The sequence below is a fragment of the Streptomyces sp. NPDC048434 genome (assembly GCF_043200375.1).
Classification (GTDB): domain Bacteria; phylum Actinomycetota; class Actinomycetes; order Streptomycetales; family Streptomycetaceae; genus Streptomyces.
Genome location: NZ_JBICXQ010000001.1, coordinates 84,682 through 109,376 on the forward strand (window position 1 = coordinate 84,682; position 24,695 = coordinate 109,376).

The 24,695-nt window shown below is 69.3% G+C and carries 24 protein-coding genes; 16 read left to right on the forward strand and 8 right to left on the reverse strand.

Going from position 1 to position 24,695, the window contains the following annotated elements; translation table 11 throughout:
- The first annotated feature begins 125 nt into the window (after positions 1 to 125).
- Positions 126 to 1,019, forward strand: a complete 894-nt coding sequence (locus ACGFWI_RS00310; RefSeq protein ID WP_393903636.1) for a SigB/SigF/SigG family RNA polymerase sigma factor — start codon at positions 126 to 128, stop codon at positions 1,017 to 1,019.
- 139 nt (positions 1,020 to 1,158) lie between these two features.
- Here ACGFWI_RS00310 and ACGFWI_RS00315 read toward each other — a convergent pair whose 3' ends face one another.
- Entirely contained in the window at positions 1,159 to 1,332 is a 174-nt protein-coding gene (locus ACGFWI_RS00315; RefSeq protein WP_393903637.1) for a CsbD family protein, read from the reverse strand.
- A 251-nt stretch (positions 1,333 to 1,583) separates the two neighbouring features.
- Positions 1,584 to 1,760: a hydrophobic protein gene (locus ACGFWI_RS00320; RefSeq protein ID WP_393903985.1), complete on the reverse strand. Its 177-nt coding sequence runs from the start codon at positions 1,758 to 1,760 to the stop codon at positions 1,584 to 1,586.
- A gap of 168 nt (positions 1,761 to 1,928) precedes the next feature.
- On the opposite strand from ACGFWI_RS00320, the gene ACGFWI_RS00325 reads away from it, so the two are divergent.
- Both ACGFWI_RS00325 and ACGFWI_RS00330 read left to right on the forward strand, forming a co-directional pair.
- Positions 1,929 to 2,789, forward strand: a complete 861-nt coding sequence (locus tag ACGFWI_RS00325; RefSeq protein WP_393903638.1) for an RNA polymerase sigma factor SigF — start codon at positions 1,929 to 1,931, stop codon at positions 2,787 to 2,789.
- Positions 2,790 to 2,960: 171 nt separating this feature from the next.
- A complete protein-coding gene (locus tag ACGFWI_RS00330) occupies positions 2,961 to 3,188 on the forward strand; it encodes a DUF5133 domain-containing protein (protein ID WP_393903986.1) in 228 nt (75 codons plus the stop codon).
- 47 nt (positions 3,189 to 3,235) lie between these two features.
- On the opposite strand, the gene ACGFWI_RS00335 is transcribed toward ACGFWI_RS00330, so the two are convergent.
- Complete coding sequence (locus ACGFWI_RS00335) at positions 3,236 to 4,555, reverse strand: sensor histidine kinase (RefSeq protein WP_393903639.1); 1,320 nt, start codon at positions 4,553 to 4,555, stop codon at positions 3,236 to 3,238.
- A gap of 945 nt (positions 4,556 to 5,500) precedes the next feature.
- Between ACGFWI_RS00335 and ACGFWI_RS00340 the strand changes: the two genes are divergently transcribed.
- The 3 genes from ACGFWI_RS00340 (at position 5,501) to ACGFWI_RS00350 (ending at position 8,589) form a co-directional block, all read left to right on the forward strand.
- Complete coding sequence (locus tag ACGFWI_RS00340) at positions 5,501 to 6,199, forward strand: class I SAM-dependent methyltransferase (RefSeq protein ID WP_393903640.1); 699 nt, start codon at positions 5,501 to 5,503, stop codon at positions 6,197 to 6,199.
- 222 nt (positions 6,200 to 6,421) lie between these two features.
- Positions 6,422 to 7,132: a guanitoxin biosynthesis heme-dependent pre-guanitoxin N-hydroxylase GntA gene (gene gntA, locus ACGFWI_RS00345; protein ID WP_393903641.1), complete on the forward strand. Its 711-nt coding sequence runs from the start codon at positions 6,422 to 6,424 to the stop codon at positions 7,130 to 7,132.
- 236 nt (positions 7,133 to 7,368) lie between these two features.
- The gene (locus ACGFWI_RS00350) at positions 7,369 to 8,589 is read left to right on the forward strand and encodes a PP2C family protein-serine/threonine phosphatase (RefSeq protein WP_393903642.1); all 1,221 of its coding nucleotides are present in this window, start codon (positions 7,369 to 7,371) and stop codon (positions 8,587 to 8,589) included.
- 68 nt (positions 8,590 to 8,657) lie between these two features.
- Here ACGFWI_RS00350 and ACGFWI_RS00355 read toward each other — a convergent pair whose 3' ends face one another.
- Together ACGFWI_RS00355 and ACGFWI_RS00360 are read right to left on the reverse strand one after the other, a co-directional pair.
- The gene (locus ACGFWI_RS00355; RefSeq protein WP_393903643.1) at positions 8,658 to 9,191 is read right to left on the reverse strand and encodes a hypothetical protein; all 534 of its coding nucleotides are present in this window, start codon (positions 9,189 to 9,191) and stop codon (positions 8,658 to 8,660) included.
- 48 nt (positions 9,192 to 9,239) lie between these two features.
- On the reverse strand, positions 9,240 to 10,304 hold the full coding sequence (locus ACGFWI_RS00360; protein ID WP_393903644.1) for a hypothetical protein: 1,065 nt from the start codon (positions 10,302 to 10,304) through the stop codon (positions 9,240 to 9,242).
- Between the two features lie 178 nt (positions 10,305 to 10,482).
- Between ACGFWI_RS00360 and ACGFWI_RS00365 the strand changes: the two genes are divergently transcribed.
- The 6 genes from ACGFWI_RS00365 (at position 10,483) to ACGFWI_RS00390 (ending at position 17,243) form a co-directional block, all read left to right on the forward strand.
- Positions 10,483 to 11,328, forward strand: coding sequence for a PTS sugar transporter subunit IIA (locus ACGFWI_RS00365; protein WP_393903645.1), 846 nt, complete (start codon positions 10,483 to 10,485; stop codon positions 11,326 to 11,328).
- A gap of 294 nt (positions 11,329 to 11,622) precedes the next feature.
- Positions 11,623 to 13,185, forward strand: coding sequence for a PTS ascorbate transporter subunit IIC (locus tag ACGFWI_RS00370; protein ID WP_393903646.1), 1,563 nt, complete (start codon positions 11,623 to 11,625; stop codon positions 13,183 to 13,185).
- A gap of 129 nt (positions 13,186 to 13,314) precedes the next feature.
- Entirely contained in the window at positions 13,315 to 13,551 is a 237-nt protein-coding gene (locus ACGFWI_RS00375; RefSeq protein ID WP_393903647.1) for a hypothetical protein, read from the forward strand.
- Positions 13,548 to 14,645 (forward strand): ABC transporter ATP-binding protein, encoded by a 1,098-nt coding sequence (locus tag ACGFWI_RS00380; protein WP_393903648.1) that lies wholly within the window; start codon positions 13,548 to 13,550, stop codon positions 14,643 to 14,645. Before ACGFWI_RS00375 ends, ACGFWI_RS00380 begins: the two co-directional genes overlap by 4 nt.
- Complete coding sequence (locus tag ACGFWI_RS00385) at positions 14,605 to 15,468, forward strand: ABC transporter permease (RefSeq protein ID WP_393903649.1); 864 nt, start codon at positions 14,605 to 14,607, stop codon at positions 15,466 to 15,468. Before ACGFWI_RS00380 ends, ACGFWI_RS00385 begins: the two co-directional genes overlap by 41 nt.
- 347 nt (positions 15,469 to 15,815) lie before the next feature.
- On the forward strand, positions 15,816 to 17,243 hold the full coding sequence (locus ACGFWI_RS00390) for a DUF2079 domain-containing protein (RefSeq protein ID WP_393903650.1): 1,428 nt from the start codon (positions 15,816 to 15,818) through the stop codon (positions 17,241 to 17,243).
- Between the two features lie 244 nt (positions 17,244 to 17,487).
- Here ACGFWI_RS00390 and ACGFWI_RS00395 read toward each other — a convergent pair whose 3' ends face one another.
- The 3 genes from ACGFWI_RS00395 to ACGFWI_RS00405 all read right to left on the reverse strand — a co-directional run bounded on the left by ACGFWI_RS00395 (position 17,488) and on the right by ACGFWI_RS00405 (position 20,979).
- Entirely contained in the window at positions 17,488 to 18,132 is a 645-nt protein-coding gene (locus tag ACGFWI_RS00395; RefSeq protein ID WP_393903651.1) for a TetR family transcriptional regulator, read from the reverse strand.
- Positions 18,133 to 18,321: 189 nt separating this feature from the next.
- Positions 18,322 to 19,509, reverse strand: a complete 1,188-nt coding sequence (locus ACGFWI_RS00400) for a glycosyltransferase (protein ID WP_393903652.1) — start codon at positions 19,507 to 19,509, stop codon at positions 18,322 to 18,324.
- A gap of 312 nt (positions 19,510 to 19,821) precedes the next feature.
- Complete coding sequence (locus ACGFWI_RS00405; protein WP_393903653.1) at positions 19,822 to 20,979, reverse strand: magnesium and cobalt transport protein CorA; 1,158 nt, start codon at positions 20,977 to 20,979, stop codon at positions 19,822 to 19,824.
- A gap of 219 nt (positions 20,980 to 21,198) precedes the next feature.
- Here ACGFWI_RS00405 and ACGFWI_RS00410 point away from each other — a divergent pair, with 219 nt between their 5' ends.
- The 4 genes from ACGFWI_RS00410 (at position 21,199) to ACGFWI_RS00425 (ending at position 24,424) form a co-directional block, all read left to right on the forward strand.
- Complete coding sequence (locus ACGFWI_RS00410; protein WP_393903654.1) at positions 21,199 to 21,588, forward strand: cell division protein SepF; 390 nt, start codon at positions 21,199 to 21,201, stop codon at positions 21,586 to 21,588.
- Positions 21,589 to 21,643: 55 nt separating this feature from the next.
- Positions 21,644 to 23,122, forward strand: coding sequence for a biotin transporter BioY (locus ACGFWI_RS00415; protein ID WP_393903655.1), 1,479 nt, complete (start codon positions 21,644 to 21,646; stop codon positions 23,120 to 23,122).
- Positions 23,119 to 23,478: a nucleotide pyrophosphohydrolase gene (locus ACGFWI_RS00420; protein WP_393903656.1), complete on the forward strand. Its 360-nt coding sequence runs from the start codon at positions 23,119 to 23,121 to the stop codon at positions 23,476 to 23,478. The genes ACGFWI_RS00415 and ACGFWI_RS00420 overlap by 4 nt, the downstream gene beginning before the upstream one ends.
- A gap of 490 nt (positions 23,479 to 23,968) precedes the next feature.
- A complete protein-coding gene (locus tag ACGFWI_RS00425) occupies positions 23,969 to 24,424 on the forward strand; it encodes a DUF6099 family protein (protein ID WP_393903657.1) in 456 nt (151 codons plus the stop codon).
- Positions 24,425 to 24,695 lie beyond the last annotated feature (271 nt).

Below are 24,695 nucleotides of genomic sequence, written 5' to 3' on the forward strand. Positions count from 1 at the left end.
GCGGGTGATGTCCCCCCGTACACCGGCTGCGCCACTCAGCGGGGTGATTGTTCGGCCAGCACGCATAAGAGCCGCGACGTCGGGCAATGGGCGTGCTCAAACGACCTGAATTCCGGAGGTGAATCATGAACGCGGTTTTCGAGGACGTATCGGACACGAAACTGCAGGGGGCCCATGACGGGCCGTCACCGCGCACCGGAGAATCTGCCACCACGCTTCCTCGCATCGAGGACGCCGGGAGCGTAGCTCCCCATGACGCCAAGGCTCTGTCGCCACTGTTCTTCGAGCGACTCGGGGAGCTCGAAGAGGGCACCCCCGAGTATCAGTACGCCCGCAATACGCTCATCGAGATGAACCTGTCTTTGGTGCGCTATGCGGCTTCCCGGTACAGAGGCCACGGTGACCAGATGGAGGACATCGTCCAAGTCGGCACGATCGGTCTGATCAAGGCCATCGACCGGTTCGACCGCTCACGGCGGACGGAGTTCGCTGCGTTCGCCATCCCGCACATCCTCGGGGAGATCAAGCGGTTCTTCCGCGACACCAGCTGGGCCGTCCATGTCCCGCGCCGCCTGCAGGAACTCCGTGCCGACCTCTCCCGGGCAACGGAGCAGCTGTCCACTCTGCTGCGCCGGGAACCCACCATCAATGAGCTGGCCGAGCATTTGCAGCTCACAGAAGAGGAGGTCATCGAAGGCATGGTGGCCGGCAACGGCTACTCGGCGGTCTCCTTGGACGTGCCCTGCGACGGTGATGCGGCGCAGGGCGACGCACCGTCCTTCGCCGATGTGCTCAGCGCGACCGATCCCGCCACGGAGAGAGTCGAGGACCGGTACACCCTGGCCTCACTCCTGAAGCTGCTCAGCGACCGCGACCGCCTCATCATCCAGCTGCGCTTCGGCCAGGAGCTGACTCAGGCACAGATCGGTGCCGTACTCGGCGTGTCCCAGATGCATGTCTCGCGCCTGCTGGCCGGCATCATCAACCAGCTTCGCAGGGGCATGCTCAGCCAGAAGTGACCCCGAGCCGACCCGCTTCCGGTACCGGCACCGGAAGCGGGCGACGCGCCGTACGGGCACCTTTCGCCTCGCCGTTCGGACATGCGGGAGGGGCCACAGCGTGAAAGCTGTGGCCCCTCCCGCGGAGTGTGCGCCCAGGTCATTCCTTGAACGCGTCTTTGGCCTTCTCCTTCGCTCCGCGGAGATCACCCTTGGATTTCTTTGCGGAGCCGTCAGCTGTGGCGCTCTCGTTTCCGACCGCGCGTCCCGCCTCCTTCTTGAACTTTCCGATGGTCTGCTCGGCGATGGCCTTGACCTTTTCGCTGGCACTCATTGTGCGGTCCTTCCGTTGGCGGCACTCGTCGCGTGCCCCCGCTTTGCGCCGTCAAACGACGGAGCGGGATACGGCGGGGGAGCGAAAGCGACCCGGAGCGCACACCGCGGAGGAGGTGAGTCCCTTGCGGAACAGTGCACGCCCCGGGCCATGGTGCGTCGTGTGCCCCTGGGTGTGGTGATGATGCATCAGTCAACGCAGAAAGTGGGGAACGATGCGATGTTGTCCGGCCCAAACCTATTTCCGGCGGGCTACCAGCGATTCCGTCGGCTGCGCTTGCCGCCGACTCCCGCGGAACGCATCATAAAACCCCGCTCCCGGAAGACGAGTACGACCACCGCGACAACCCACAGCGCCCTGAGGGCGAATCCGGCACCGAAAAGAAGGAGAGCAAGAAAAAGCAGAGCGAGAAAGGGTAGGAGAAGCAGGGGAACGGGTTATCAACCTCCGGGCCATCATGTGCCCCTGTGCGGCACCACGCGCCCTCCAGCCGGGACGTTGATCGCATCTGGGTCCGGTGCGGAGGCATGGTGGTGTGGGAGCGGGGTAGGCGGCCGCTGCAGCGTCCGCGGGTGCCGGGCGCGCGGGAAGGCGAGATGACCACCATCGTGAGCGAGACCACGACCGAGCAACGGCACGCCGACACGAGTTCCGTACTGCCGGAGGTGACGCAACCGCAGAAGGTGGCCCCGCGCGATGCGAAGGCGTTGTCGAAGCAGTTCTTCGACCGGCTCCAGGTCCTCGAGGAGGGCACGCACGAGTACCAGTACGTGCGCAACACCCTCATCGAGATGAACATGTCGATGGTGCGCTATGTCGCCCGCCGTTACCGCAACCGCGGCGATGACATGGAAGATGTCATCCAGGTGGGGACGATCGGTCTGATCAAGGCCATCGACCGGTTCGAGCTCTCGCGTGAGGTGGAGTTCTCCACCTTCGCCGTTCCCTACATCCTCGGGGAGATCAAGCGGTTCTTCCGGGACACCGGCTGGGCCGTCCATGTGCCCCGTCGCCTCCAGGAACTCCGCAGCGACCTGGCCAAGGCCAAGGAGCACCTCGCTGCGACCCTCGACCGCGACCCCACCGTCCGTGAGCTGGCCGCCCACCTCGACCTGTCGGAGGACGAGGTCATCGAGGGCATCGTCGCCGCCAACGGCTACACCGCCGGCTCGCTCGACACCCCCGCCGATCCGGACCCGTCGGAGCAGCGTCGCACCCTCGTCGACGTCCTGGGGGAGAACGACCCGGCGCTGGAGGCCGTCGAAGACCTGCATGTGCTGGCTCCGCTGCTCGACACGCTCGATGCACGCGAACGGCGCCTGATCGAGCTGCGCTTCGGCCAGGAGATGACCCAGTCGCAAATCGGCGATGAGCTCGGTGTCTCCCAGATGCATGTCTCCCGGCTGCTCACCCGTACGCTCTCCAAGCTCCGCGCCGGCATGTTCACCGAACGGTGAAACCGTCGCCCGCAGCATGCGGGTAGTGCCGCCGCAGCCGTCATGAGGAACCGCCGCGCTTCTCTCTCGTCGGTGCCGTCCGCAGCAGTGTCCACTGCGGACGGCACCGGCGATCCCATGCCCGGACCACCCGATATCAGCGGTGGCCGAGCATCCTTCGCTGACCGGAAGATGCTGATGGCCCGCTCTGCGGCACTGCTGGAACTCATCCAAGAATATGAGGCGTTGGAGTTGCTGCACGCGCGGCAGGGCAAGGCCGAGGTACGCCGGCGGATGGATGACGTCGCCTACACCCTGTGCGTTTCCACCGGGACCCGCGATGTGGATGCGGCGCTGGCCGCCGCCCGCCATCAGCTGCCGGGCGCGGGCCTGAAAGGTGACTCTCTCCTCGCGGGCTGACCGCCTGCCCAGGCGGAACTGCGTACCGGCGCACGCCTGGAAACCGGTCAGTCCCGTGTGTCTGTGGGGAGCGAGGCCATCACCTCGTACCAGCCGTCTTCTCGCGGCCCGATCTGCACACTGCCGCCGAGTGAGGACGCCCGTTCCCGCATGCCCAGCACCCCGTGGCCCGTGCTCGCCTGACGCTTCACCTCAGTGGCCGCCGGGCTGTTGGCGACGCGTATGCCGACAGTGGACCGACCGTGGGATATCTCCAATTCGACCCGGCAGCCGGGAGAATGCCGCAAGGCATTGCTCAGGGCCTCCTGCACGATCCGGAAGGCCGACAGTTCGACGCGCTGGGGCACCGGCCGGGGGGTACCGGTGACCGACCATTCGATCCGCAGGCCCGCCGAACGGATGTTGGCCACCAGCTCATCGATGTCTTCGAGGGTGGGCTGGGGCGTGTAGCGGTTGTCCGGAACGTCTTCCTCCGACCGCAGCATGCCCAGGATGTGCCGCAGTTCGGTCAGGGCCGCCAGCGCGTTCTCCCGGATGCTGGTGAAACTGTCACTGAGTTCCTGCGGAGGCTCGGCCACCCGGTAAGGCGCGGCTTCCGCCTGCACGGCGACGACGGACATGTGATGGGCCACGACGTCATGCAGCTCCCGGGCGATGCGGGTGCGCTCCTCCAGCAGTGCCCGTCGGGAGCGTTCGAACTCGGTCAGCGCCTCCTGCTTCCGCAACTCCCGTCGGCCTTCCAGCCGTCCGCGGACGGCCGCGATGACCGCCAGCCCGAACGCCGAGAGCAGCCCCCACGGCAAGAGGCCGTTGATCTCGGCCACGGGCGACAGGAGGACGGTCAGCATCGCGCCCACGAGCATCGTGATCGCCCATTGCGCGAAGTACACCCGTGGCTTGAGCCGGCAGGCGACGGTCAGGGTGAGGATGAGGTGCCCCATCATCCCTGGCGCCGTCCAGGGCCACGGCCCGTCGATCTCCAGCGCCCCGCTCATGAGGGCCCCGCCGATCGCGTACGGCAGGGACGCCGCCAGCGACAGCCACCAGGCGGCCACCGGCCGGTAGAGGGCCAACACCAGAGCCGGGGCCTGGGCCCAGGCGGTGAGCGCCGCGAGCGCCCGCAGCAGGCCGGGTTGCCCGTCGGTGACAAGAGTGCCCCCGACGGCCAGATCCGCCGCGACGAGTGTGGCGAGGACAGGCGGCAGACAGCGCAGTACGCGGTTCTTGGGACGGGGCAAAGGGGCCGTCGCTTCGCCATGGAGAACGGAGAGGTCGCGGCCCAGGGCCTCTGACGCGGCCACGAGATATCGCGCGCTGAAGGGGCGCCGCCCCGGTCGCTTCGAGGCGGTGAGGTAATCCGGAGTCACGCGGCCATCGTACGGAGGCGCAAAGGGTGCTTGGCAGCGCTTCATGGCGACTGCGCTTCCGCTTCAGCCGACGATATGCAGATGCGCATTCCCCCGGGACGACGGCATCTGTCCGCTCAGGGGCGTGCCGCACGTGCTACCCGACGACAGGGCGGCACTGATTCCGTGCCGCATCGGCGATGCGCTCGGTGCGATGGGCGAACTCACCGCGTGGGCAGGGGTGTTGGCCGGGGTCGGCCCGGCGCACCGGCTGTACGACGGTCAGGCCGTCCGGGGCTGGTACTCCGGAGTTGTCCACGGGGGCCCGTCATACCTGAGTGCTACGCGCGGAATGGGCCTTGAGCGTGATGTCGTTTCCGGCTGCGAAATCTAGGGTCGATCTAGATCGGGCAAGGAGCGGGGGAACGGCGGCTATGCGCGCTGCGAGGCGGTGGAGGGGCGGCCTGACGGTGGCCGACGCTGCGGCCCTCGTGCGGATGATCGCCGCGGGGACCCGGTCGGCCGCCGGCGCGCCTGGCCCCCCACGGCCCCTCACCGCGCAGGCCGGAACCCCACGGAAAACCTTGCTGTGTCCTTCCTACGGCTACGGCTACGGCTACGGCTCCGTCGTCTGTGGCCACGTCCTCAGCCGTATGTCTCCCAAGACCCGGGGCCGGCGTCGGCCACCGGCTGGTCACGGCAGTGGGTCTCCGTGCCCACAGCCATAGTTCCTCGGTCTCCATCCGCCCCCCGACGCGTCGGCCAGGGCCGCCGCCGCTCGCCTGGCCCGGGTCGCGATATTCGCCAGGGGTGCTGAGAGTGCGGTCCGCGGTCTTTCGGCGTCCGGAGCGCATGTCCCGGTTCCTCTGCCGAAAGGCGGCATGACGATTCGCGTCCCCTCGTCCGTGTCATCCCCCTGAACCAGTGTCCGTTCTCATCAATGCGCAATATCCCGGTGGAGGAAAAGTGGAATCCATAACCGTCGAGTACATCAGCAGTCTGTACGGGAAGTACCAGGATGACCTGCGGGTGGTACGTGACGCCCAGCGGAAGTTCCTCCAGGACCGGGGCAAGTCGATGAAGGCGCAGCTCGACGACTACGAGGCGGAGATGACATATCTGCTCCTCCGTGACCTGCGCCCCGAAGTCGTGGTGGAGGTCGGGACCTTCTACGGCTGGTCCACGATGTGGATCCTGAGCGCCCTCCGTGACAACGGGATCGGTCATCTCCACTCGTTCGACATCGTCGACAACGTGGTAAGCAATGTCCCGCGCGAACTCTCCGCGGAACGCTGGACGTTCACCAAGGGGGATATCCAGCAGCACCCGGAGAAGATCCCCGCCGAGACGGACTATCTCTTCATCGACGCGGACCACGGGGCTCGTTTTGCCCACTGGTACATCGAGAACCTCTTCCCCGCCGTCCCCCCGCGGACGCCCACCAGCGTCCATGACGTCTTCCACGGCCGGCGACCCAAGCCGTTCAGCGAAGGGTCGGTCATCGTGAAGTGGCTGGCCGAGCAGAACATCGAGTTCTTCACGCCGTCCACGGCGAAGGCTCCACAGGTGACCGTGCAACTGGCCCTGGTCAAGAAGGACTTGGGGCTGGACGAGCCGGTGCGGGACAGCGACCACAACCCGATGATCTTCTTCACGCTTCCCTAGCCCGCTCGGCACAGGGCCGGTCCACGCCCCCGTCCCGGCGTACCACTCCTCGCGCGGTGGCTGCGGTGGCGGCTTCGGCTGCCACCGCTTCGGCCCCGACACGGGGTGACACTTCACCTGAGACCATACGTTTTCCCTCTTCGTCCTGTTTATGGCTTGCCGACCGGTCCGGCACCCCGCACTGTCGTGGGGCCAACCTCCGCATCAAGCCAAGGTCTCCCGATGAATGAACACGGCACCGCCCTGCGCACCGAACTGGAACGATTCATCCAGACCCGGGAGTTCAGCTGCCTGGGCGCACGCGCCGCACTGAAACGCCACACCATCACGCACCGGCACTATCGAAGAATGGGCGACGAGGCGTCGGCGGAGGAAAACCACCGCGACCTCGTGGCCTATGTCGACGCAGTCCGTCCACTGCTGTCCGACCAGAGCTTCCGTACCTTTGTCGCGACGTTCGACGAGCCCGGAACGGTGGACGAAAGCGCCTACGAGGAAATCCTCTGGCGGCATCTGCAGCTCATGCACGACCTCGACAGCCAGACCTTCGGTCTGGACACGGGTGCGTCCTCCGACCCCGACCGGCCCAATTTCGGATTCCACGCGGGCGGGCACGCCTTCTTCGTCGTGGGCATGCATCCCGGCTCGTCCCGGGCGAGCCGTCGCTTCACGGCGTCGGCAATCGCCTTCAACTCGCTCGCACAGTTCATGCTCCTCGGCGAGCATTTCTACTCGATGCAGGGCGCAATCCGCAGGCGTGAAGCCAAGAACAACGGCTCCGTCAATCCGAGTTTCACCGAGTACGAGTACGAGCAGCCCGCCCGGCACTTCTCGGGCCGGTTCACGGAAGAGAACTGGAAGTGCCCTTACACCTCGCGGCACGAACCGGCTACCGAGGACTTCACCGAGGGACTCCTCCAGCACAAGCGGTGAGCGGCTCCTCCAGTGCAAGCGGTGAGCGATTCCTGTCCGGCCGATGAAGGTGAGCCGCACGAGACCGGAAGCCCCCGGTAACCCGCAAGCCCGGTGACCGGCAAGCCCCGGGAACCGCAAGGCCCGCCACCGGCCTGACACGGAGGTGACATGCCGCCGACGGCCTAATGGCCGGGTTGGGCTGTCTGGCCGCGTCAGGCTGTGCTTTCTTGATCACGGTCGCGTCAGGAGCCCGTGTGGACAGGTGGGGTGAGCGGATCTTTCAGCGGATCGGTCGGGACCGCCGGCCGGGCCGCGGCCGCGGGGCCGGAGGGTTCACGGAGATCGTCGACAACAGTGGCCTCGCGGTGCCCCGTCCTCCCGTGTGGATGCGCTGGCTGCCGGCCGCCTATGTCGCGTTCGTCATGCTGCTGGAGACCCTCACCCCCACGCCCTGGGCGGTGAGCTTCCTGCTCATCGCCCTGCCGGTGATCGCCGCGTACGCCCTCGGCCCGGTCAGCGTCGCGGCGTTCACGGTCGTGGCGATCGCGCTGGAAGGGGTGGTGGCCGGCACCCCCTGCTGCACCGGCCACAACCTCCACCAGCTGTGGGAGAACCACCATGTCGCCGCCTATATCGCCACCGGCCTCGTCGGCATCCTCGGCGTGGCGCTGGCGGCCCACCGCCGACGCCAGGAACAGCACCTGGTGCGGGCCAACTCGGTGGCCGAGGCCCTGATGCGTACCCTGCTGCGACCGGTGCCGCACCGGGTCGGACAGGTACTCGCGGCCGGTCTCTACCGGTCCGGCGAGGTCGGCACCATGGTCGGCGGCGACCTCTACGACATCCGCGCCACCGGCGCCGGCGAGCGCGCCATCATCGGCGACGTCCGTGGCAAGGGGCTCCAGGCCGTCCGTACGGTCGCCGATATCCTCGGCAGCTTCCGCGAGGCCGTCTACGGCCCCGGGGGCCTGCCGGCCGTCGCCGCCCGTATGGAACGGCGCCTGGTCCGCGAGGCCGAAGCGCTCCCCGACGATGAGCTGTTCGTCACCGCCGTCCTGGTCGAATACGACGCCGCGGCCCACCGCATCACGATCGTCAACCAGGGGCATATCGAGCCGGTCCTGATCTCCCGCGGTGAGGTGACGGCTCTCACCGGTCCGCCCGCCCTCCCGCTCGGCCTGGGCGCCCTGGCCGACGCCCCGGCCGACGAGGACCCCGTCGCCTACACCCACGGCTTCCACCCGGGCGATGTCCTGCTCCTCTGCACCGACGGCCTCATCGAGGCCCGCGACCACACCGGCGCCTTCTACCCCCTCCTCGACCGCCTCCGCCACCGCTTCACCGTCGGTCCCGCCCCGGGCCCCGACGACGTCATCAACTTCCTCAACACCGACCTGCCCCGCCACACCCGTGTCTTCCATGACGACGTCGCTCTTCTCGCGCTCGCGCCGTACGACGACGACGGCGAGTCGTAGGCGGTGACGATGACCGGTGCGCGAGGCCCTTGCCGCACAGCGTCGTCCTGGAGACCGGCTCGTTCGGTTCAGTCGGTCTGGTGGGCCTCGCGCGCCGCGTCCACGAAGTTCTCCAGCGCCGCCCAGAAGGGGCGGTAGGCGGCATCGAAGGCGTCACGGCGATCGGTGTCGCCGGACGGGCCGGCCGTGAGGGCCGCGTAGAAGGGGCCGGTCGCCTTCTGGAGGGCGAGCGCCGCGGCGGCGGCCGAGGGCGGGCCCTCCAGTTCGACGACGCGCGCACAGCGGCGGATCTTCGCGTACTCGGCGACCTCACGGTCCTGCTGCGCGCCCAGTGCGGCGGTACGGGCCTCGGAGCCGGGCTCGCGGAGCGTCGCGGAGATCTCCCAGAACAACTCGCCCATCCGGTGGGTCTGTTCGATCAGATCCAGGTAGGCGGTGCGCCGGCTCTCCCGCAGCCGTTCGGCGCGCTGTGAGCGTGCGGCGATCTCGGACTGAATCCTGGCGGCCTGGGTGCTGCCACGGCTGGTGACCCAACTGGCGAGCACCGCCGTGCCGCCGGTCACCGCCGCGATCGCCAGGGTCCACCACGTGCTGTCGCCCACACGGCGCACCCTACCGAGCCGCTTCGACGCACCCCTCCCCGGCCGTCGCTACGACGGGAACTCGCCCGGCGGCACCGTACTCGTGCTCGCATTTCCGCCGATCACCTTGTTCAGGGTGAACGTCAGCACCGTGTACTGCGTGCCGCCCGCCACCCGCACCGTCCGGAAGTTCGCCCGGTCGTCGAACTTCTCGAAGCTGCACTCGCGGGTGAAGGAGCTCTTCGAGCCCTTCCAGTCCTCGCCGGTGGTGAAGTACACCGTGTACGAGCCGCTGTTGACGCTGCGGACGGTCGCATCGGAGCCCTTGCGCACATACACGGAGAAAGCCGTCCGCGAGCCGCGCGTCAGCGTCACCACCGCATCGGTGCCGGTGCCGTTCCGGACGGTCAGCCGCCCCAGACCGCCCCGGCTGCCGTCGCGGACGAAGGCACCGTTCGCGAGCCGTCGGTGCTTGGCCTGCTCCGTACGCGGCAGGCGCAGCGTGGCGTCGTAGCCGAGGGCGGTGAGTGCGCGGCCGGCCTCCTTGATGCTCTGCGGGCTCCGGGCCGTACCGAGTTCGACGCGGGGGGAGGTGGCGCAGCGGCCGCCGCTGCCACGGGCGCTCTTGAGGTCCTGCCCCAACGCACGCAGTGCGGTCGCGAGTTGACTGTTCCCGGCGTGGGCGTCGTCCGGTGTGGCGGCCGATTGCAGGGCACTGGCGGCCGTATCGGCCTTGGCCGCCGCCGCGTCCAGCGCCCTGTTCAGCGGTCCGCCGTCGTGTGCGCTGTCGACCGCGCGCAGTGCGCCGTTGAGCGGTCCGAGGGCGTCGGTCAGCGCGTGGCGGTAGGCGGCCGGGTCGACGGTCGGTGTCGGGCTGGGGGATGACGCCGAAGCGGCCGCCGAACTGCTGGAGCCGCCCACCGGGTCACTGTCCTCCCCGTCCGAGGAACAGGCCGCCAGCGGCAGCGAGAGGGCGAGTACTGCCGCGCCGAGGGCGGCGGCCCGGCTCCTGCCACGCCGCCGTCGAGCCGGCCGCGCCGGGTGGGTGGCGGTGTGGATGCTGCCGTCCGGCGGTGTTCCGTCCGCGTCCGCCGCTCTCTCGTACGTCCTGTGCGCAGAGGTGTACCTCACCATGAGTCCCCCGATTTCCCCGGTATCCCCCACATCCGGCAACTGCCGAAAGAACCAGGCTTCTCCGCCCACAAGGGACTGTCAAGGCCGTTGGCCGGGGCGGCAGTTCCGCGGAGATCCATCGGAATTCCTGCTTCCGCATAGGTGCGCGGTCACCTGCGCGTATGTAGAGTCCCCTGCCATGGCAGCGCTGAATGATCTTCTCCCCCAGGCGGCCGTACGCCTCGACGTCCGGGTGGCGGACTGGCAGGACGCGATACGTACGACGGGTGGACTGCTGGTGGAGACGGGTGCCACCACGGACACCTACACCGCGGAGATGATCCGCAATGTCGAGGAGAACGGGCCGTACCTCGTCATCGCGCCCGGCTTCGCCTTCGCCCATGCCCGGCCCTCGCCCGCCGTGCTCCGGACCGGGATGTCGTGGGTCCGCCTGGAACAACCGGTGGAGTTCGGCCACGAGTCGAATGACCCGGTGCAGCTGGTCGTGGGACTTGCCGCCGAGGACTCCGGCGCGCATACGGCGGCGATGGCCGCGCTCGCCCAGCTGCTGGCCGACCCGGCGACGGCACAGGCCCTGCAGGACGCGGCCGATCCGGACGCGCTGCTTGCGGTGCTCGCCGGGCCGGAGGGGGAGGGCGAGGAACGGGCGCGGAGCGAGGAGGCCGTAGATGCGCAGGCCGGAGACGAGCGGGCCGGCGGCGAGCAGGCCGGAGACGAGCGGGCCGGCGGCGCCCAGGCGGTACACAAGATCCTTACCGTGTGCGGCAATGGCGTGGGCACCAGTCTGTTCCTGAAGAACACGCTGGAGCAGGTGCTCGACCGCTGGGGCTGGTCCCGCCATGTGACGGTGGAGGCGACCGACACCATCTCGGCCAAGGGGAAGGCGTCCGAGGCCGTCGCGATCCTCACCTCCCGGGAGATCGCCGGGACGCTGGGTGATGTCGGCGTACCGGTACAGGTCATCGAGGACTTCACCAGCGGCCCCGAGGTCGACCGCACCCTGCGCGACACCTATGACGTGTGAGTACGGCAGCTGAGTGCGGAGTCCGAGAGCGGCGGCCGACCGACGGCGCCGGAGATACGACGTCCGGCCCATGCCGTCCTGGACACGAAGCCCGGGACGCGACACCCGAGACGCACCGCGCGCGATACCGCACCTGAGCTACGACGCCGGAACCACGGCGCACGACTCGCCACGCCTGACATGCCACGCCTGACATGCCACGCCTGACATGCAACGCCTGACATGCAACGCCTCGCCCAACTCGCCTGACACACGACGCCCCATCGACAGAAGCCGGGAGGACGGACAGCCACCATGGACTGGCTCATATCCCTCGCCACGTTTCTCGTGAACGAGATCCTCAGCCAACCCGCGTATCTGATCGGCCTGATCACCGCGGCCGGCCTGATCGCGCTGAAGAAGACCGCAGGTCAAGTGGTCGGCGCTGCCATCAAGGCGACGCTCGGCTTTCTGCTGATCGGCGCCGGGGCGGGGCTGGTGGTCAGCTCCCTCGGCCCGCTGGGCGGCATGATCCAGGGCGCGACCGGGGCACATGGCGTGATCCCGACCAACGAGGCGATCGTCGGCATCGCCCAGGCACAGTTCGGCGCCCGCGTCGCCTGGCTGATGATCCTCGGCTTTGCGGTCGCCCTGATGCTGGCCCGCTTCACACCACTGCGGTACGTGTTCCTGACTGGCCATCACATGCTGTTCATGGCCACTTTGCTGACCATGGTCCTGGCGACCTCCGGCCGGTCCTCGGTGAGCGTGGTGGTCGTCGGCGGACTGCTGCTGGGCATTCTTCTGGTGGCGATGCCGGCCTTTGCCCACCCCTGGACCAAGCGCATCACCGGTAACAACAGCATTGCCATCGGTCACTTCGGCACCGCCGGCTATATCGCCGCGGGCGCCGCCGGACAGCTCGTCGGCAAGCGCAGCCGCAGCACGGAGGACATGAAACTGCCCGAGGGCCTGCGCTTTCTGCGGGACTCGATGGTCGCCACGGCACTGTCCATGGTGCTGATCTACGTCACCATGTCGCTGGTCTATCTGGCCCGGGCCGGCCGGGCAACGGCGTTCAAGGCGTTCGCGGCCGACGGCGGCAGCGCGGCCGGCGATCTCGGCAACTACGTCATGCAGTCCGTCATGCAGGGCCTGCAGTTCGGGATCGCGGTCGCGGTGATCCTCTTCGGCGTCCGGACGATCCTGGGCGAACTGGTCCCGGCGTTCCAGGGCATCGCCGGCAAGCTCGTACCCGGCGCGGTGCCGTCCCTCGACGCCCCGATCGTCTTCCCGTACGCGCAGAACGCGGTGCTCATCGGCTTTCTCGCCAGTTTCGGCGGCGGTCTGGTCAGCCTCGCCCTGCTCACCTGGGTGGGCCATCCGGCGCTCGGCCTCGCGCTGGTCCTTCCCGGGCTCGTACCGCACTTCTTCACGGGGGGTGCCGCCGGTGTCTACGGCAATGCCACCGGCGGCCGGCGCGGTGCGGTCGTCGGCGCCTTCCTGAACGGTGTGCTGATCACGTTCCTGCCCGCGCTGCTGCTCAAGGTGCTCGGGGCGTTCGGCAAGGAGAACACCACCTTCGGAGATGCCGACTTCGGCTGGTTCGGCACCCTGCTCGGCAATGCCGCCAAGGCGGGTGCCACCGGCGGCATCCTCGTGATGCTGGCCCTCGGCGCCGTACTCCTGGGCGCGGCGATCCTCTTCCAGAAGCGTGTCGTGGAGACCGGCTGGGATCCGGGCGCCCGCCGTGATGCCTTCCTGCCGCGGACCGCACCCGCGGCCTCCGGCACGGCCGCGGGGCCGGTCCGGGTCCATGCGAGGATCGCGCCGCCGGCCGGGGCGCCGACCCCGCCACCGCCCCCGGAAGCGAGCTGAGCCGGTCCGTTCCGGCGCAAGCTTCCCGTTCGTACGGCACGGAACGGCCCAGCTCACGGCTGGGCCGTTCGAAGCCTGTCCCGCGCGCGTCCCGGCCGCTGCCTCTCCCACAGAGCTAAAATCCGGAGCATGGCTGCAGGGGAGATCCCCGACTCGCCGGCCGAGGTGCCGGCAGATGTCCAGCGGCTGATCCGCCGCCGGCTGCGGGCCGGTCTGACCGCCTCCGGGCTGTGCGGTGCCGAGGTGGAACCCCTCCGGTGGGTCACGGCCCGGCCAGGGTCACGGGTCCCGGCCGTGGCGCGGGAGCTCCGTCTCGCGGGCAATTCGGTCTCCACCCCGGCCAACGAGGAGGCGGAGCGCACATGACCTGCGACGACGAGGGAAGGCAGGGGCAGATGTCCGGCCCCGCCGGGCCGGCCGGCGCGCCGCTCACCCCGGAGGCCCCGAAACCGGACGTCCCTGGCCTGGACGTGACCGCGCCCGGCTCGGACGTGACCGCTCCCGGCCGGGGCGTGACCACCCCCGACGCCGTGACCTGCCGCGCCCTGCGCTACGCCTTCGGTGAGACCAAGGCCGTGGACGGCGTCGACCTCTCCGTCCGCCCCGGCGAGGTCTTCGGCCTGCTCGGCCCCAACGGCGCGGGCAAGACCACCGCGATCCGCTGTATCACCACCCTCCTCCCCGTCCCGGCCGGCATGGTGCGGGTATTCGGGCACGACGCGGCGAAGGAGCGGATGGCGGTGCGCCGGCTGCTGGGGTACGTACCGCAGCAGCTGTCCGCGGACGCCGGGCTGACCGGCCGCGAGAACGTCGCGCTGTTCGCCCGGGTCTTCGACGTCCCCCGACGTGAGCGCGCCGCACGCGTCTCCCAGGCACTGGAGGCGGTCGGCCTCACCGATGCGGCCGGCCGGCTTGCCAAGACGTACTCCGGCGGCATGATCCGCCGCCTCGAACTCGCCCAGGCACTGGTCAGCGCGCCCCGTCTGCTGATGCTCGACGAGCCGACGATCGGCCTCGACCCGATCGCCCGCACCAGCGTCTGGCAGCACATCAACGCCGTACGGGCCGCCACCGGCATGACCGTCCTGGTGACCACGCACTACATGGACGAGGCCGACCAGTACTGCGACCGCGTCGCCCTGATGCACCGAGGCCGGATCCGCGCCCTCGGCACCCCCGACGAGCTCCGGTCCGCCCTGCGCGCCCGCCGCCGCGCGGCCGCGGCCTCGCCCACCCAGACGCCACCGAACCCCTCCACCACCCCCACCGCCGCACCGGCCGCTGCCTCCTCGCCGGCCACGTCCCCCTCCTCCACCTCGTCGGCCCCATCGCACTCGTCCGATGCCGTGCCGACGCTGGAGGACGTCTTCCGGGACGTCGCCGGCAGCGGCCTCGACGAGCAGTCAGGAGACTTCCGCGATGTCCGAAGCACCCGCCGCACCGCAAACCGAGTCGGCTGACCCGGCCGTCGGCCCCGGCCGACTGGACCTGCTGCTGGTCCCGCCCCGCGCACGTACCGGCTGGCGGGTGCTGCCCGCCAGAGTCGTCGCGATGTGCGTGGTCGAACTGCAAAAGCTGCGCCACGACCGGACCGAGCTGTACACCCGCGCCGTCCAGCCCGCCCTGTGGCTGCTGATCTTCGGCGAGACCTTCACCCGCATCAAGGCCATCCCGACCGGCGGCACCCCGTACATCGACTATCTGGCGCCCGGCATCATCGCCCAGTCGGCCATGTTCATCGCGATCTTCTACGGCATCATGATCATCTGGGAGCGGGATGCCGGCATCCTGACCAAGCTGCTGGTCACGCCGACCCCGCGCTCCGCCCTGATCGCCGGAAAGGCCTTCGCCGCCGGGGTGAAGGCGCTGATCCAGGCCGTCGTGGTGATCGTCATCGCCGCACTGCTCGGCGTGGCCATGACCTGGAACCCCCTGCGGCTCCTCGCCGTCGGCGTCGCCGTGATCCTCGGCTCGGCCTTCTTCTCCTGTCTGTCCATGACGATCGCCGGGATCGTGCTCACCCGCGACCGCCTGATGGGTATCGGCCAGGCCATCACCATGCCGCTCTTCTTCGCCTCCAACGCCCTCTACCCGGTGGAGATCATGCCCGGCTGGCTCCAGACGGTCAGCCGGATCAACCCCCTGAGCTACCAGGTCGATGCCCTCCGCGGACTCCTCCTGGGCACCCACGCCCATCTGCTCCTGGACTACGCCGTCCTGGTGGGGGCCGCCGTACTGGGCATCGCCGCGGCCTCCTCACTCCTGGGCCGCCTGGCCCGCTGACTCCACGTCACCTCGCCCGCCGTCGCGCTCCCCGCAACTCCTCGAACTCGCCCCGCAGACCCGGCGTTACACTCACGCGGGATGCGTTCCTGCGGTCGTACCGCCACCCGGGCAGGCAGGGACGGGAGTGAATTCTCTGCCGCCGGCAGGCCTGCCGGCCCGATCTCGCTTTCCGTCTCCTGACCGGGGCAGTACATCGTGTTCCTGGTGCAGAGTCGATGACGGTGGGTGCGATGGTGGAAACGGCGGAGCGGATCAGGGGAACGTGGTTCACCCGAATACCCTCGGACCGCCAAGTCTCCGATTTCGGTGCCGCGTTCGGGAAACGCCTACCCGGCCCTCGGGCCATGGGCTGGACCGTCACCGCGGTATTTTTTGTGGTGTACACCCTGGTATCGCTTCTCCGGAACGACCGCATGCTCAATGCCGGTTACGACCTGGGGATATTCGAGCAGGCGATACGTGCCTATGCGCACGGGCAGGCTCCGGTCGTGGAACTCAAGGGCCCGGGTTTCAATCTCCTCGGAGACCACTTCCACCCCATCCTGGCGCTCTTCGCCCCCCTCTACCGGCTCTTCCCCAGTGCCGTCACGCTGCTCGTGGTACAGGCCGCCCTGATGGCACTGGCCTGTTTTCCGCTCACCCGCTGGGCACACCGTGCTGTCGGACCGGTCACCGGTCTGGTGGTGGGCTGCGGGCTGGGCGCCTCGTGGGGCCTCGTCGCGGGGGTCACCAAGGACTTCCACGAAATCTGCTGTGCGGTCCCGCTTCTCGCCTTCAGCGTCACCGCGCTCGGACAGCGGCGCTGGTGGGCGGCCGCAGCCTGGGCACTCCCGCTGCTCTTGGTGAAAGAGGACCTCGGGCTCACGCTCGCCGCAATAGGCGGCTATATCGCATGGCAGGGACTGCGCGAGCGGCGTCCTCACCCCACGGCGCGGCGACGCTTCCCCTTCCTGCTCGGCGTGGCCGTCGCATGCCTCGGCGTGGTGGGCACGGCCGTGGAGATTCTCGTTCTGCTGCCCGCCATGAATCCCCGCGGCGGCTTCGACTACTGGCATCAGATGCCCGGTGAGACATCCTCGTCCGGCAGCCTCGGCCTCGCATCCGTCGGATTGCATCTGCTCTGGCCGCCGATGAAATGGCTGCTGCTGTTCATGCTCGCCGCACCCACCGCATTCTTCGGCCTGCGTTCCCCCCTGACGCTGCTGTGCATACCCACCCTCGCGTGGCGGCTGCTGGCCGGCAACGAGCACTACTGGCAGCCGAATTTCCATTACAACGCGATCCTGATGCCCCTCGTATTCGCCGGTCTCATCGATGTGCTCCATCGACGGCCGGATATCGTGCCGCCCCACAGACGCCGTAAGGTCCTGGCCTTCTCCGCCGCCTTCACCGCCGTCACGGCCGCGGTCTATCCGCTCCACGACCTGGTCCTCCCCTCGGCCTGGCAGACCCCGGCCCATGTCCGCACGGCGGAGAGACTGTTGACGCGCATACCCGACGGGGACACCGTCGCCTCCTCGAACCGGCTGGCACCGATGCTGACCGGACGCGCCACCGTCAGCCTGGTCTGCTTCGGCACCGGCCCCGACCCCGCCGCACCGACCGCCCTCCCGGCCGACCCGCCGCGCTGGGTGGTCTCGGACCGTCACGACCCGACCGTCAAAACCCCCTGCCCGGTCGCACAGACCCACCGCATGCTGCGCCTCTACCGCGCCCACGGCTACGTCCAGGTCGCCGAGGAGGACGGCATCACCCTGCTGCGCAGGCGGTAACGGCCGAGCCGGCTTCCACGCCCTCCACAAGACCGGAACGTGGGTTCACCACCGGGCTGGTCGGGTCACCTGCTGGGCGGACTGCGGCGCAGCCGGTGCCGTGCCGGTTGTGCCGCAGTCCGGGGCCATGACACGTACGCCTCGGTGCGAGCGATGACGACGGCGACGGGTACGGCGCGTCGTCCACGTGCCGGGTCGAGGGCCTCACCGCGGGCCGGACGGTGGGTCGGGCGGTGGAGGTGGTTCACGCGTCCGGAGCGACGAGGCTACGGAGCAGGGGGGTGGCGATCCGCACGATGTCCTCCACGTCTGCCTCGGCCAGGTCGGGCATGTGCAGCAGATAGCGCTGGGCGGCGAGACCCATCATGATCGCGCTGAACAATGCGGCCCGCAGTCGCGCGTCGGGGGCATCGATGGTGGCGGCGATGTGGTCGGTGACCTCCACGGTGACATGCCGGCGCAGCAGCTCTGCCGCTTCGTCACTCGTCATGCTGGTCCGCAGGAGCACTGCCATGGGGCTGTCCGGATCCGCCGCCCAGGTGTCCAGCATGCCGCGCAGGCGGTTCTCCACCGTGTGGCCGGGGTCGCTGGTGGTGAGTTCGTCGTGGGGGATCTGCCAGTGGACGGCCTCGCGGAACAGGTCCTGCTTGCTGCCGAAATACTGGATCACGGAGGACTTGTCCACGTCGGCTTCGGTCGCAATGGCGCGGATGGTGGCGCGCTCATAGCCGACTTCCGCGAACTTCCGCCGGGCGGCCGTCAGGATGCGCCGGCGGGTGCGCTCGCCCTTGCGCTCCGGAAGGGCTGCTTCCGCGGTCGGGCCACCTGAACCGGACTTCCGCCCCGCGGCCTGTCCGGGCGCATTCGTCGCTGCATCGGCGCAGGTCAAAGTCGGTCCCCTTTCCGGTGCCGGCCCTGATGCTACAAGCACCTCCGGGCGGCGCCGGCACCGTGGCACGGGAAGGACCGGCCCGTACCGCCACTGCGCTCCGGCCGGTGGAGTCCCAACGGCCGGAGCGGGACGGAACGGTTCGGCGAAACCGTCACCGCGGTGGTGTGCGGACCGGAGCCGTCCGGCTCAGGCGGCCAGCGCCGCCGCATCCTCCACCAGCCGGTCGAGATCCGGCAGAGCGTGAGCCCGGCGCTGGAGTCCTTGGGCGCGCGACCGGTACGAGCGGTCCTCCAGTACGTTGCGCACCGCCGTGGCCAGCACATCGCGGGTGGCGTCCTGGACATCTATCCGAGTCCCGACGCCCAACTGCTGGAGCCGGCTGGCATTGTGGGACTGCTCGGCGAACAACGGCACAGCCACCATGGGAACTCCGGCTGCCAGCGCCTCCCGGGTCCCGTTGAAACCGGCATGCGTGATGAACAGGTCGCTGGACCGGAGCAGCAGTTCCTGCTGGACGAACGACGTCAGATGGACGTTGCCGGGGCGTGGCCCGTCCCACTGCCGCGGGTCGCGGTCCACCCCCAGAGCCACGACACCGGTGACGGGCAGCTCTCCGAGCGTCTCGATGATGGTCCCCAGCAGAGCTTGGGCGCCGCCGGGAAGCCGGGTAGCGTTCGAGCCGAGCGTGGCGAGGACGAGCGGCCGGTCCGTGGAGAGTTGGGCGATGTCCGGGTCGAGGCCACCCTGTGCCGTCTGGGCGGGAACCTGGTAGTAGCGGGCGTTGGGCAGTCGGCTGTCCGTGGGGTAGAAGTCCTCCGGAACGACGCCGGCGCGGAAGGCGCGGAACGGGTGCCAGGGGTCGCTGACCGGCGACAGGCCGAGTTTCCCCCGCTGCCGGTTGAGCTCCTCCGTCACGACGGGGTGCGCATAGGGTGCCATCGGCGCGATGTCCAAAGCGCCGTGTGGGATGCCGAGGCTTTCCGCCGCCAGATAGCCGCCGTACTCGGTCGACTCATGGAGGATCAGGTCCGGTTGCCAACTCCTCGCCACTTCGAGAAGGTCGGGGGTGCTGGCCGCGGCGAGATGCCCGACGAAGGCCGCAGCGAAGAATTCCGGCGCCAGCTCGACGGTCACGGAGCCCACCTTCTCCATGCCGGGCGGGGGCCGGAGCGCACCGCCCTGAAGTGATTCCCCCATCGACTGCATGTGGGGCAGCGTCAACGCGGTAAGTCCGCGCTTCTCGATGTGTGGGACAACGCCGGCTCCCGTGGCGACGGCCACCTCATGACCCGCCTCTTGGGCTCTCTCCGCCACTGGCAGCACCAGGGGGGCGAGGTGCGAATAGATTGCCTGTGCGGTGATGAGGATGCGCATGGTGCTCGCTCTCCACGATGCGGTGCGGGCGCCACGGTGTGGGCCTCGCCCCGGGCTTCACGGCCGACTTCTCAAAAATAAACGCTTGTTGAGAAGCTACCACCCGCGCTTCGCGCCCGCGTCAGGGCCCTGCCCCACCGCTCGGGTCCCGGTGCTTACGCGCCCGCGCGCACAGGCGGCATGAGCCTTCCCCACGTCCCAACGGCTTTCGGCCCACCGCACCTGGTCGTGGTGACCGCTCAGGGTGGCGGCCGGTGATTCAGCACCTGGATCTCACGCCGGCTTGCCGCAGCGGCAAAGCCCGCCGGTCACTCAGAGCCAGTCCCGCCGCTTGAAGATGACGTACAGACTGGTGCAGACGACGGCCATGAGTACGATCGCGAAGGGGTACCCGAACGACCAGTGCAGCTCCGGCATGTGATCGAAGTTCATGCCGTAGATGGTGCCGACGAGGGTCGGGGCGAAGAGGATGGCCGCCCAGGACGAGATCTTCTTGATCTCCTCGTTCTGTTCGAAGCCGGCCTCGGCCAGGGCTCGCATTTCGGCGTTCTGCTGCTGGTTCACCAGGGTCGCGTTGACGGCGAGGATGTCCTGCAGGGCCTGCCGGAAGCCGTCCACGCGGTCGGTGGTGTGCAGTACGTGGTCGGCCACATCGCGCAGATAGCGGCGGAGTTCCTCGTCGATGGCGTACTTCTCGAAGCCTGCGGTCAGGCTCTCCAGCATGCCGTTCAGCGGACGGGTGGCGCGCTGGAACTCCACGACCTCGCGGGAGAGTTCGTAGATGCGGCGGGAGACCCGGGGGTCGCCGCCGAAGACCTCGGTCTCGATCTCGTCGATGTCGTTCTGGACGCCGGCGACGACGGGCTCATAGCCGTCGACGACGGCGTCGAGGATGGCGTAGAGGACGGCTTCGGGGCCGCGTTTGAGGAGTTCGGGGGCGTCCTCCATGCGTGCGCGTACGGCCGAGAGGTCGGGCGCGCCGCCGTGCCGGACGGTGATCACGAAGTCGCGGCCGACGAAGATGTGCAGCTCCCCGAAGTCGACCTCCTCGGGGTCGTCGAGGTAGCGCGCGGCGCGCAGGACGACGAAGAGGGTGCCGCCGTAGCGCTCCAGCTTGGGCCGCTGATGGGCCTCCAGAGCGTCCTCGACGGCGAGCGGGTGGAGGTCGAACTCCGAGGCCAGGGTGAGCAGTTCCTCGCGGCTGGGGCGGTGCAGGCCGATCCAGGCGAGGGTGCCGGAGGTGGTGCGCTGCTGCCGGAAGGCCTCGGCGAGCGTGTCATGGGTGCTGACCCGGCGTCCGTCACGGTAGAGGACGGCGTTGATGACGCTGCTGGTGGTTTCGGCCGGTGGCTCCGCCGCGTCGGAGTCGTCCGTGGCCTCGGCGGGCGGGGGCCCGGCGGGCCGCTTCTTGGCGGGCTTGCGCAGGCCGCGCAGGCCACGCGGCCGACGACCGGGAGGCTCAGAGCCCACGACAGCACCAACCTCCGTCACAAGGGGATGAACAGGCACACAGAATCACGACGGAGGATATCTGCCGCGGATGTCGGAACAGGTCAGCGGCCATGGTGCAGGATGGAGCGGGGCGTGGCGCGGCGTGTGTCGCGTCCGCCGAGCTTTGTATGTTTATCCCTAGAATTGTGCGATGCAGATACCGCAGACAGCCAGCGCTCTCCCGGGTGAGGTGATTCGGTGAACGGCCCCGATGCCACCGACGAGCAGTGGGAAGGGCTTGCCGAGGTCGTCCCGCTCCGCGGCAGCAGTGAATGGCCCTCCTGGCCCGACCACCGTGCCCTCCCCGAGGAGGAACCGGCGGAGGAGGCGCGGCGGTTCATCGTCATCCGCGTCCAGACCTTCGCGGACGCCCGCGAGGTCGCCGAGTACCTGATGGCGCAGATCCCGGTCCTGCTGGACCTCAGCAGCGCCGACGGTGAGGTCGCCAAGCGCATCCTGGACTTCTCCAGCGGAGTCGTCTTCGGGCTCAGCAGCGGGATGCACCGCGTCGACACCAATGTCTTCCTGCTGGCGCCGATCGGCACCGAGGTGGCGGAGGAGGCGGCGGGAACTGTCCCCCGTTCGTAGGAAGAGCTGTGCGGCGTAACGGTTCTCCGGCCGGGACGCTGCATAGCGTCCGGGCATGAATTCCGACAGTGTGCGGCCGGCGGTCACCGAGTTACGGCTGTCCGCCTTCAAGTCCCATCGCGGCGTCATCCTGCCGCTCACCCCACTGACCCTGCTGAGCGGCGAGAGCGGAAGCGGCAAGTCCAGTGCGCTGCAGGCGTACGAGATCCTCGCGCGGCTCGGCAGCGGGGAGTCGCTGGCACGGGCGGTGGGGGAGGTGGCGGGCAGCCCGGCGGCCTGTGTCCCGGCCGGGGCGAGTCCCGACGAACAGGGGAGGCGCGGGTTCCGTATCGGCTGCACGGTCGACGGCCCGGCCGGCCCCGTCAACCTCGATCTCGCCGTACAGGCCGAGCCCGAACTGCGGATCGTCGGCGAGCGGTTGACCGGCGGCGGCGAGACGTTGCTGACCACCGCACTCACCGACCCCACCCGCCCCGCGGTCCAGGCTGCCTGGTACACGGCGGGTGCGACTCCCGTGACCCGCGCGCCGCTGCCCGACGACCGACTCGGCACTTCTTTGCTGCCGTTGCGTGTCGCGGGCAAAACGGCGGGGCAGCGGCTGGTGCTGGCCGCGGCGGAGCAGGTTGTGGTCGCGCTGCGGTCGGCGTTCGTGTGTGACCCGCGGCCGGAGGTCATGCGGCGGGCGGGGGCGGGCGGCACGGGTGCCTTCGGTGAGGGCGGCGGACGGGGCGTGGACGGTGGCGGAGGTGCGGGGCGTGCTGCCGGGGCGCGAGGAGGCGGCCGAGGGGGCGGCTCCGGGGCCGGGCGCGGGGCATCGGTGAGTGGGCCGGGGAAAGCCGGAGGATCCGGCGGGACGGGAGCTGCCGCGGCCTGGGGTGCGCGGGGGCGTAAGACGGGCGGTGGCGAGTCGGGCGGCTGGGGTCGCGACGCGGGGGAGCCGCGGGACGAGGGGCGGCTGCGGTCGTCCTGCGACAACCTGCCCATGGTGTTGCAGCGCACGAGCCGGGAGTGCGCGCGGCGGCATGCCGTGCTGGTCGCGGCGGTACGGGAGGCGTGTGCCGGTCCCGTCGAGGGGCTGCGTGCGGTGCCGAGCCAGTCGGACGGGACGGGAGACGGGTCCGCTGTCGTTCCTGGGGAGGTGGGGCGCAGTGGCTCGACAGGTCCGCGGAGCGCGCAGGGGGCCGGGGGCGCGGCGGGCGTGCGGGCCGTCCTCGACCGGGGTGAACTGGGGGAGCTGCCCGTCGAGCAGCTGGGCGATGGTGAGCTGCGGTTTCTCGCGCTGGCGCTGGTGCTGCTCACCGGGCCGGACGTGCTGGCCATGGACCCGGTCGGGGAGGTGCCGTCGGCCCATCAGCAGATGACGGTGATGGCGGACGGTATGGATCGCTGTATAGACCGCAGGCAGGCGCGTGAGCTGGTGTCGCTGGCCGTGCGGATGACCGAGCGCGGGCATGTGCGGCTGCTGGGGACGGTGCGGGATCCCTCGGTCGCCGAGGGGCTGCCCGGCGTACAGGTGCTACATCTAGAGGCATGAGTGAGGATCTTCATGCGCTGCAGCGACGCCTGGCCGAGTTCGCGGCCGCGCGGGACTGGCAGCAGTACCACACGCCCAAGAACCTGGCCGCTGCGCTGAGCGTCGAGGCTGCTGAACTCGTCGAGATCTTCCAGTGGTTGACGCCGGAGGAGTCGGCGAAGGTGATGTCGAATCCGCGGAAGGCCGGCCGGGTCGAGGACGAGGTCGCGGACGTACTGGCGTATCTGCTGCAGTTCTGCGAGGCGCTGGGGATCGACGCGCTGGCGGCGCTCGCCGCGAAGATCGAGCGTAATGAGTCGCGGTTCCCGGCGGTCCGCTCGGCGCGGCCCGACCGTCCGCGGGAGGGTGAGGAGTAGCGGGCCGAGGGCGTGGGGGGCTGGGCCGGGAGGCTCGGTGGGGCGGGGCGTCGGCTCCCGCCCCACCGTTGTTTCGGCTTCTTCCGGGGCCGGCTGTCGCCTTCGGCCCGCCGGGCCTGTCGGCTTCGCCTGTCGACTTCGCCTGATGGCTTGCATAGCCCTCGGGCGCGTCATTCCGGCGTTCTTCGCGGGCTTCCCTCTCTGCTTCCCTCTCTACGCTCCTTCAGCCGCTGATGCTGCCTGGGGTGCCCCCTTCGGGCGTTTCACGTGACTTGTGCAGGGCGTGGGGAAGGTGGGGGTGTTGTGGCGTGAGGGGAAGGAGCGGGACCGAGGTCGCTCTTCGTCACTCTATGGAGTCATGAATCTCTCCACATCGCCTTGCTTGTCCACAGATTTGCGAATTCCCCTGGCTTTTTTGGGTGTTCGCCCTCACTCTGGGTAGTGGAAAGAGTGCAAGGTGCATGCGAATGATGAGGAGAGGAGGGAGCGGATGGACGCGGTGCGGATCATTGCGGCAAGCCGGCGCGGTCTGGCCGAGGCGAACACGGTGCAGGGAGTGGTCGTCGAGGCATGGCAGGCGCAGGCCTTGGCGGAGGCGATCGGCAGCCATCTCGCGATATTCGGGCCGTACGAAGTGCGGTCCAGAGCCCGAGGGCTGGGCGACGCGGGCGGGCGGTTCAGCGGGGGACTGCTGTGCCCGGCATCGGTCACCGGCGGGCTGCGGGCGGCTCAGCTGTCCGAAGTGCGGGACGTCAAGGAGGCTTTAACCAGCCTGTGCCGACTGCTGCGGGAAGTGTGCGAAGCGCTGGTGGGCGTAGTGCTGCTCGCCGATGAGGAGGGGATGTACTGGACCTGCGTCGAGGCGATGGACACGGTCGACGAATCGAGAGATCGCGTGGCCGGAATATTGGAGAGGCTGGAGGTGCGCGACCGGAATCCTGCCTGAAGTAAGTACAGCACCGAACCGGCTGCGTCCGCACGGCACATATGCCCCGAGCGGTGACTCACCGACCGAGGGCCGGGGAGTGCTCACGCCCGAACGCCCGCCCCGGCATCGATGTCCCGATGCCCGACACCCGCATCGACGTCCGGCACCCCCCCAACATCCGGATATCCCGACATCCCATGCTCGGCACCTTGACGGCGCACTGGCGTGGTCGCGCGCCCGCGCTGTTGGCGGCCCGGCGCATCTTCTGCCGCTGCTACTGGTCCTGCTA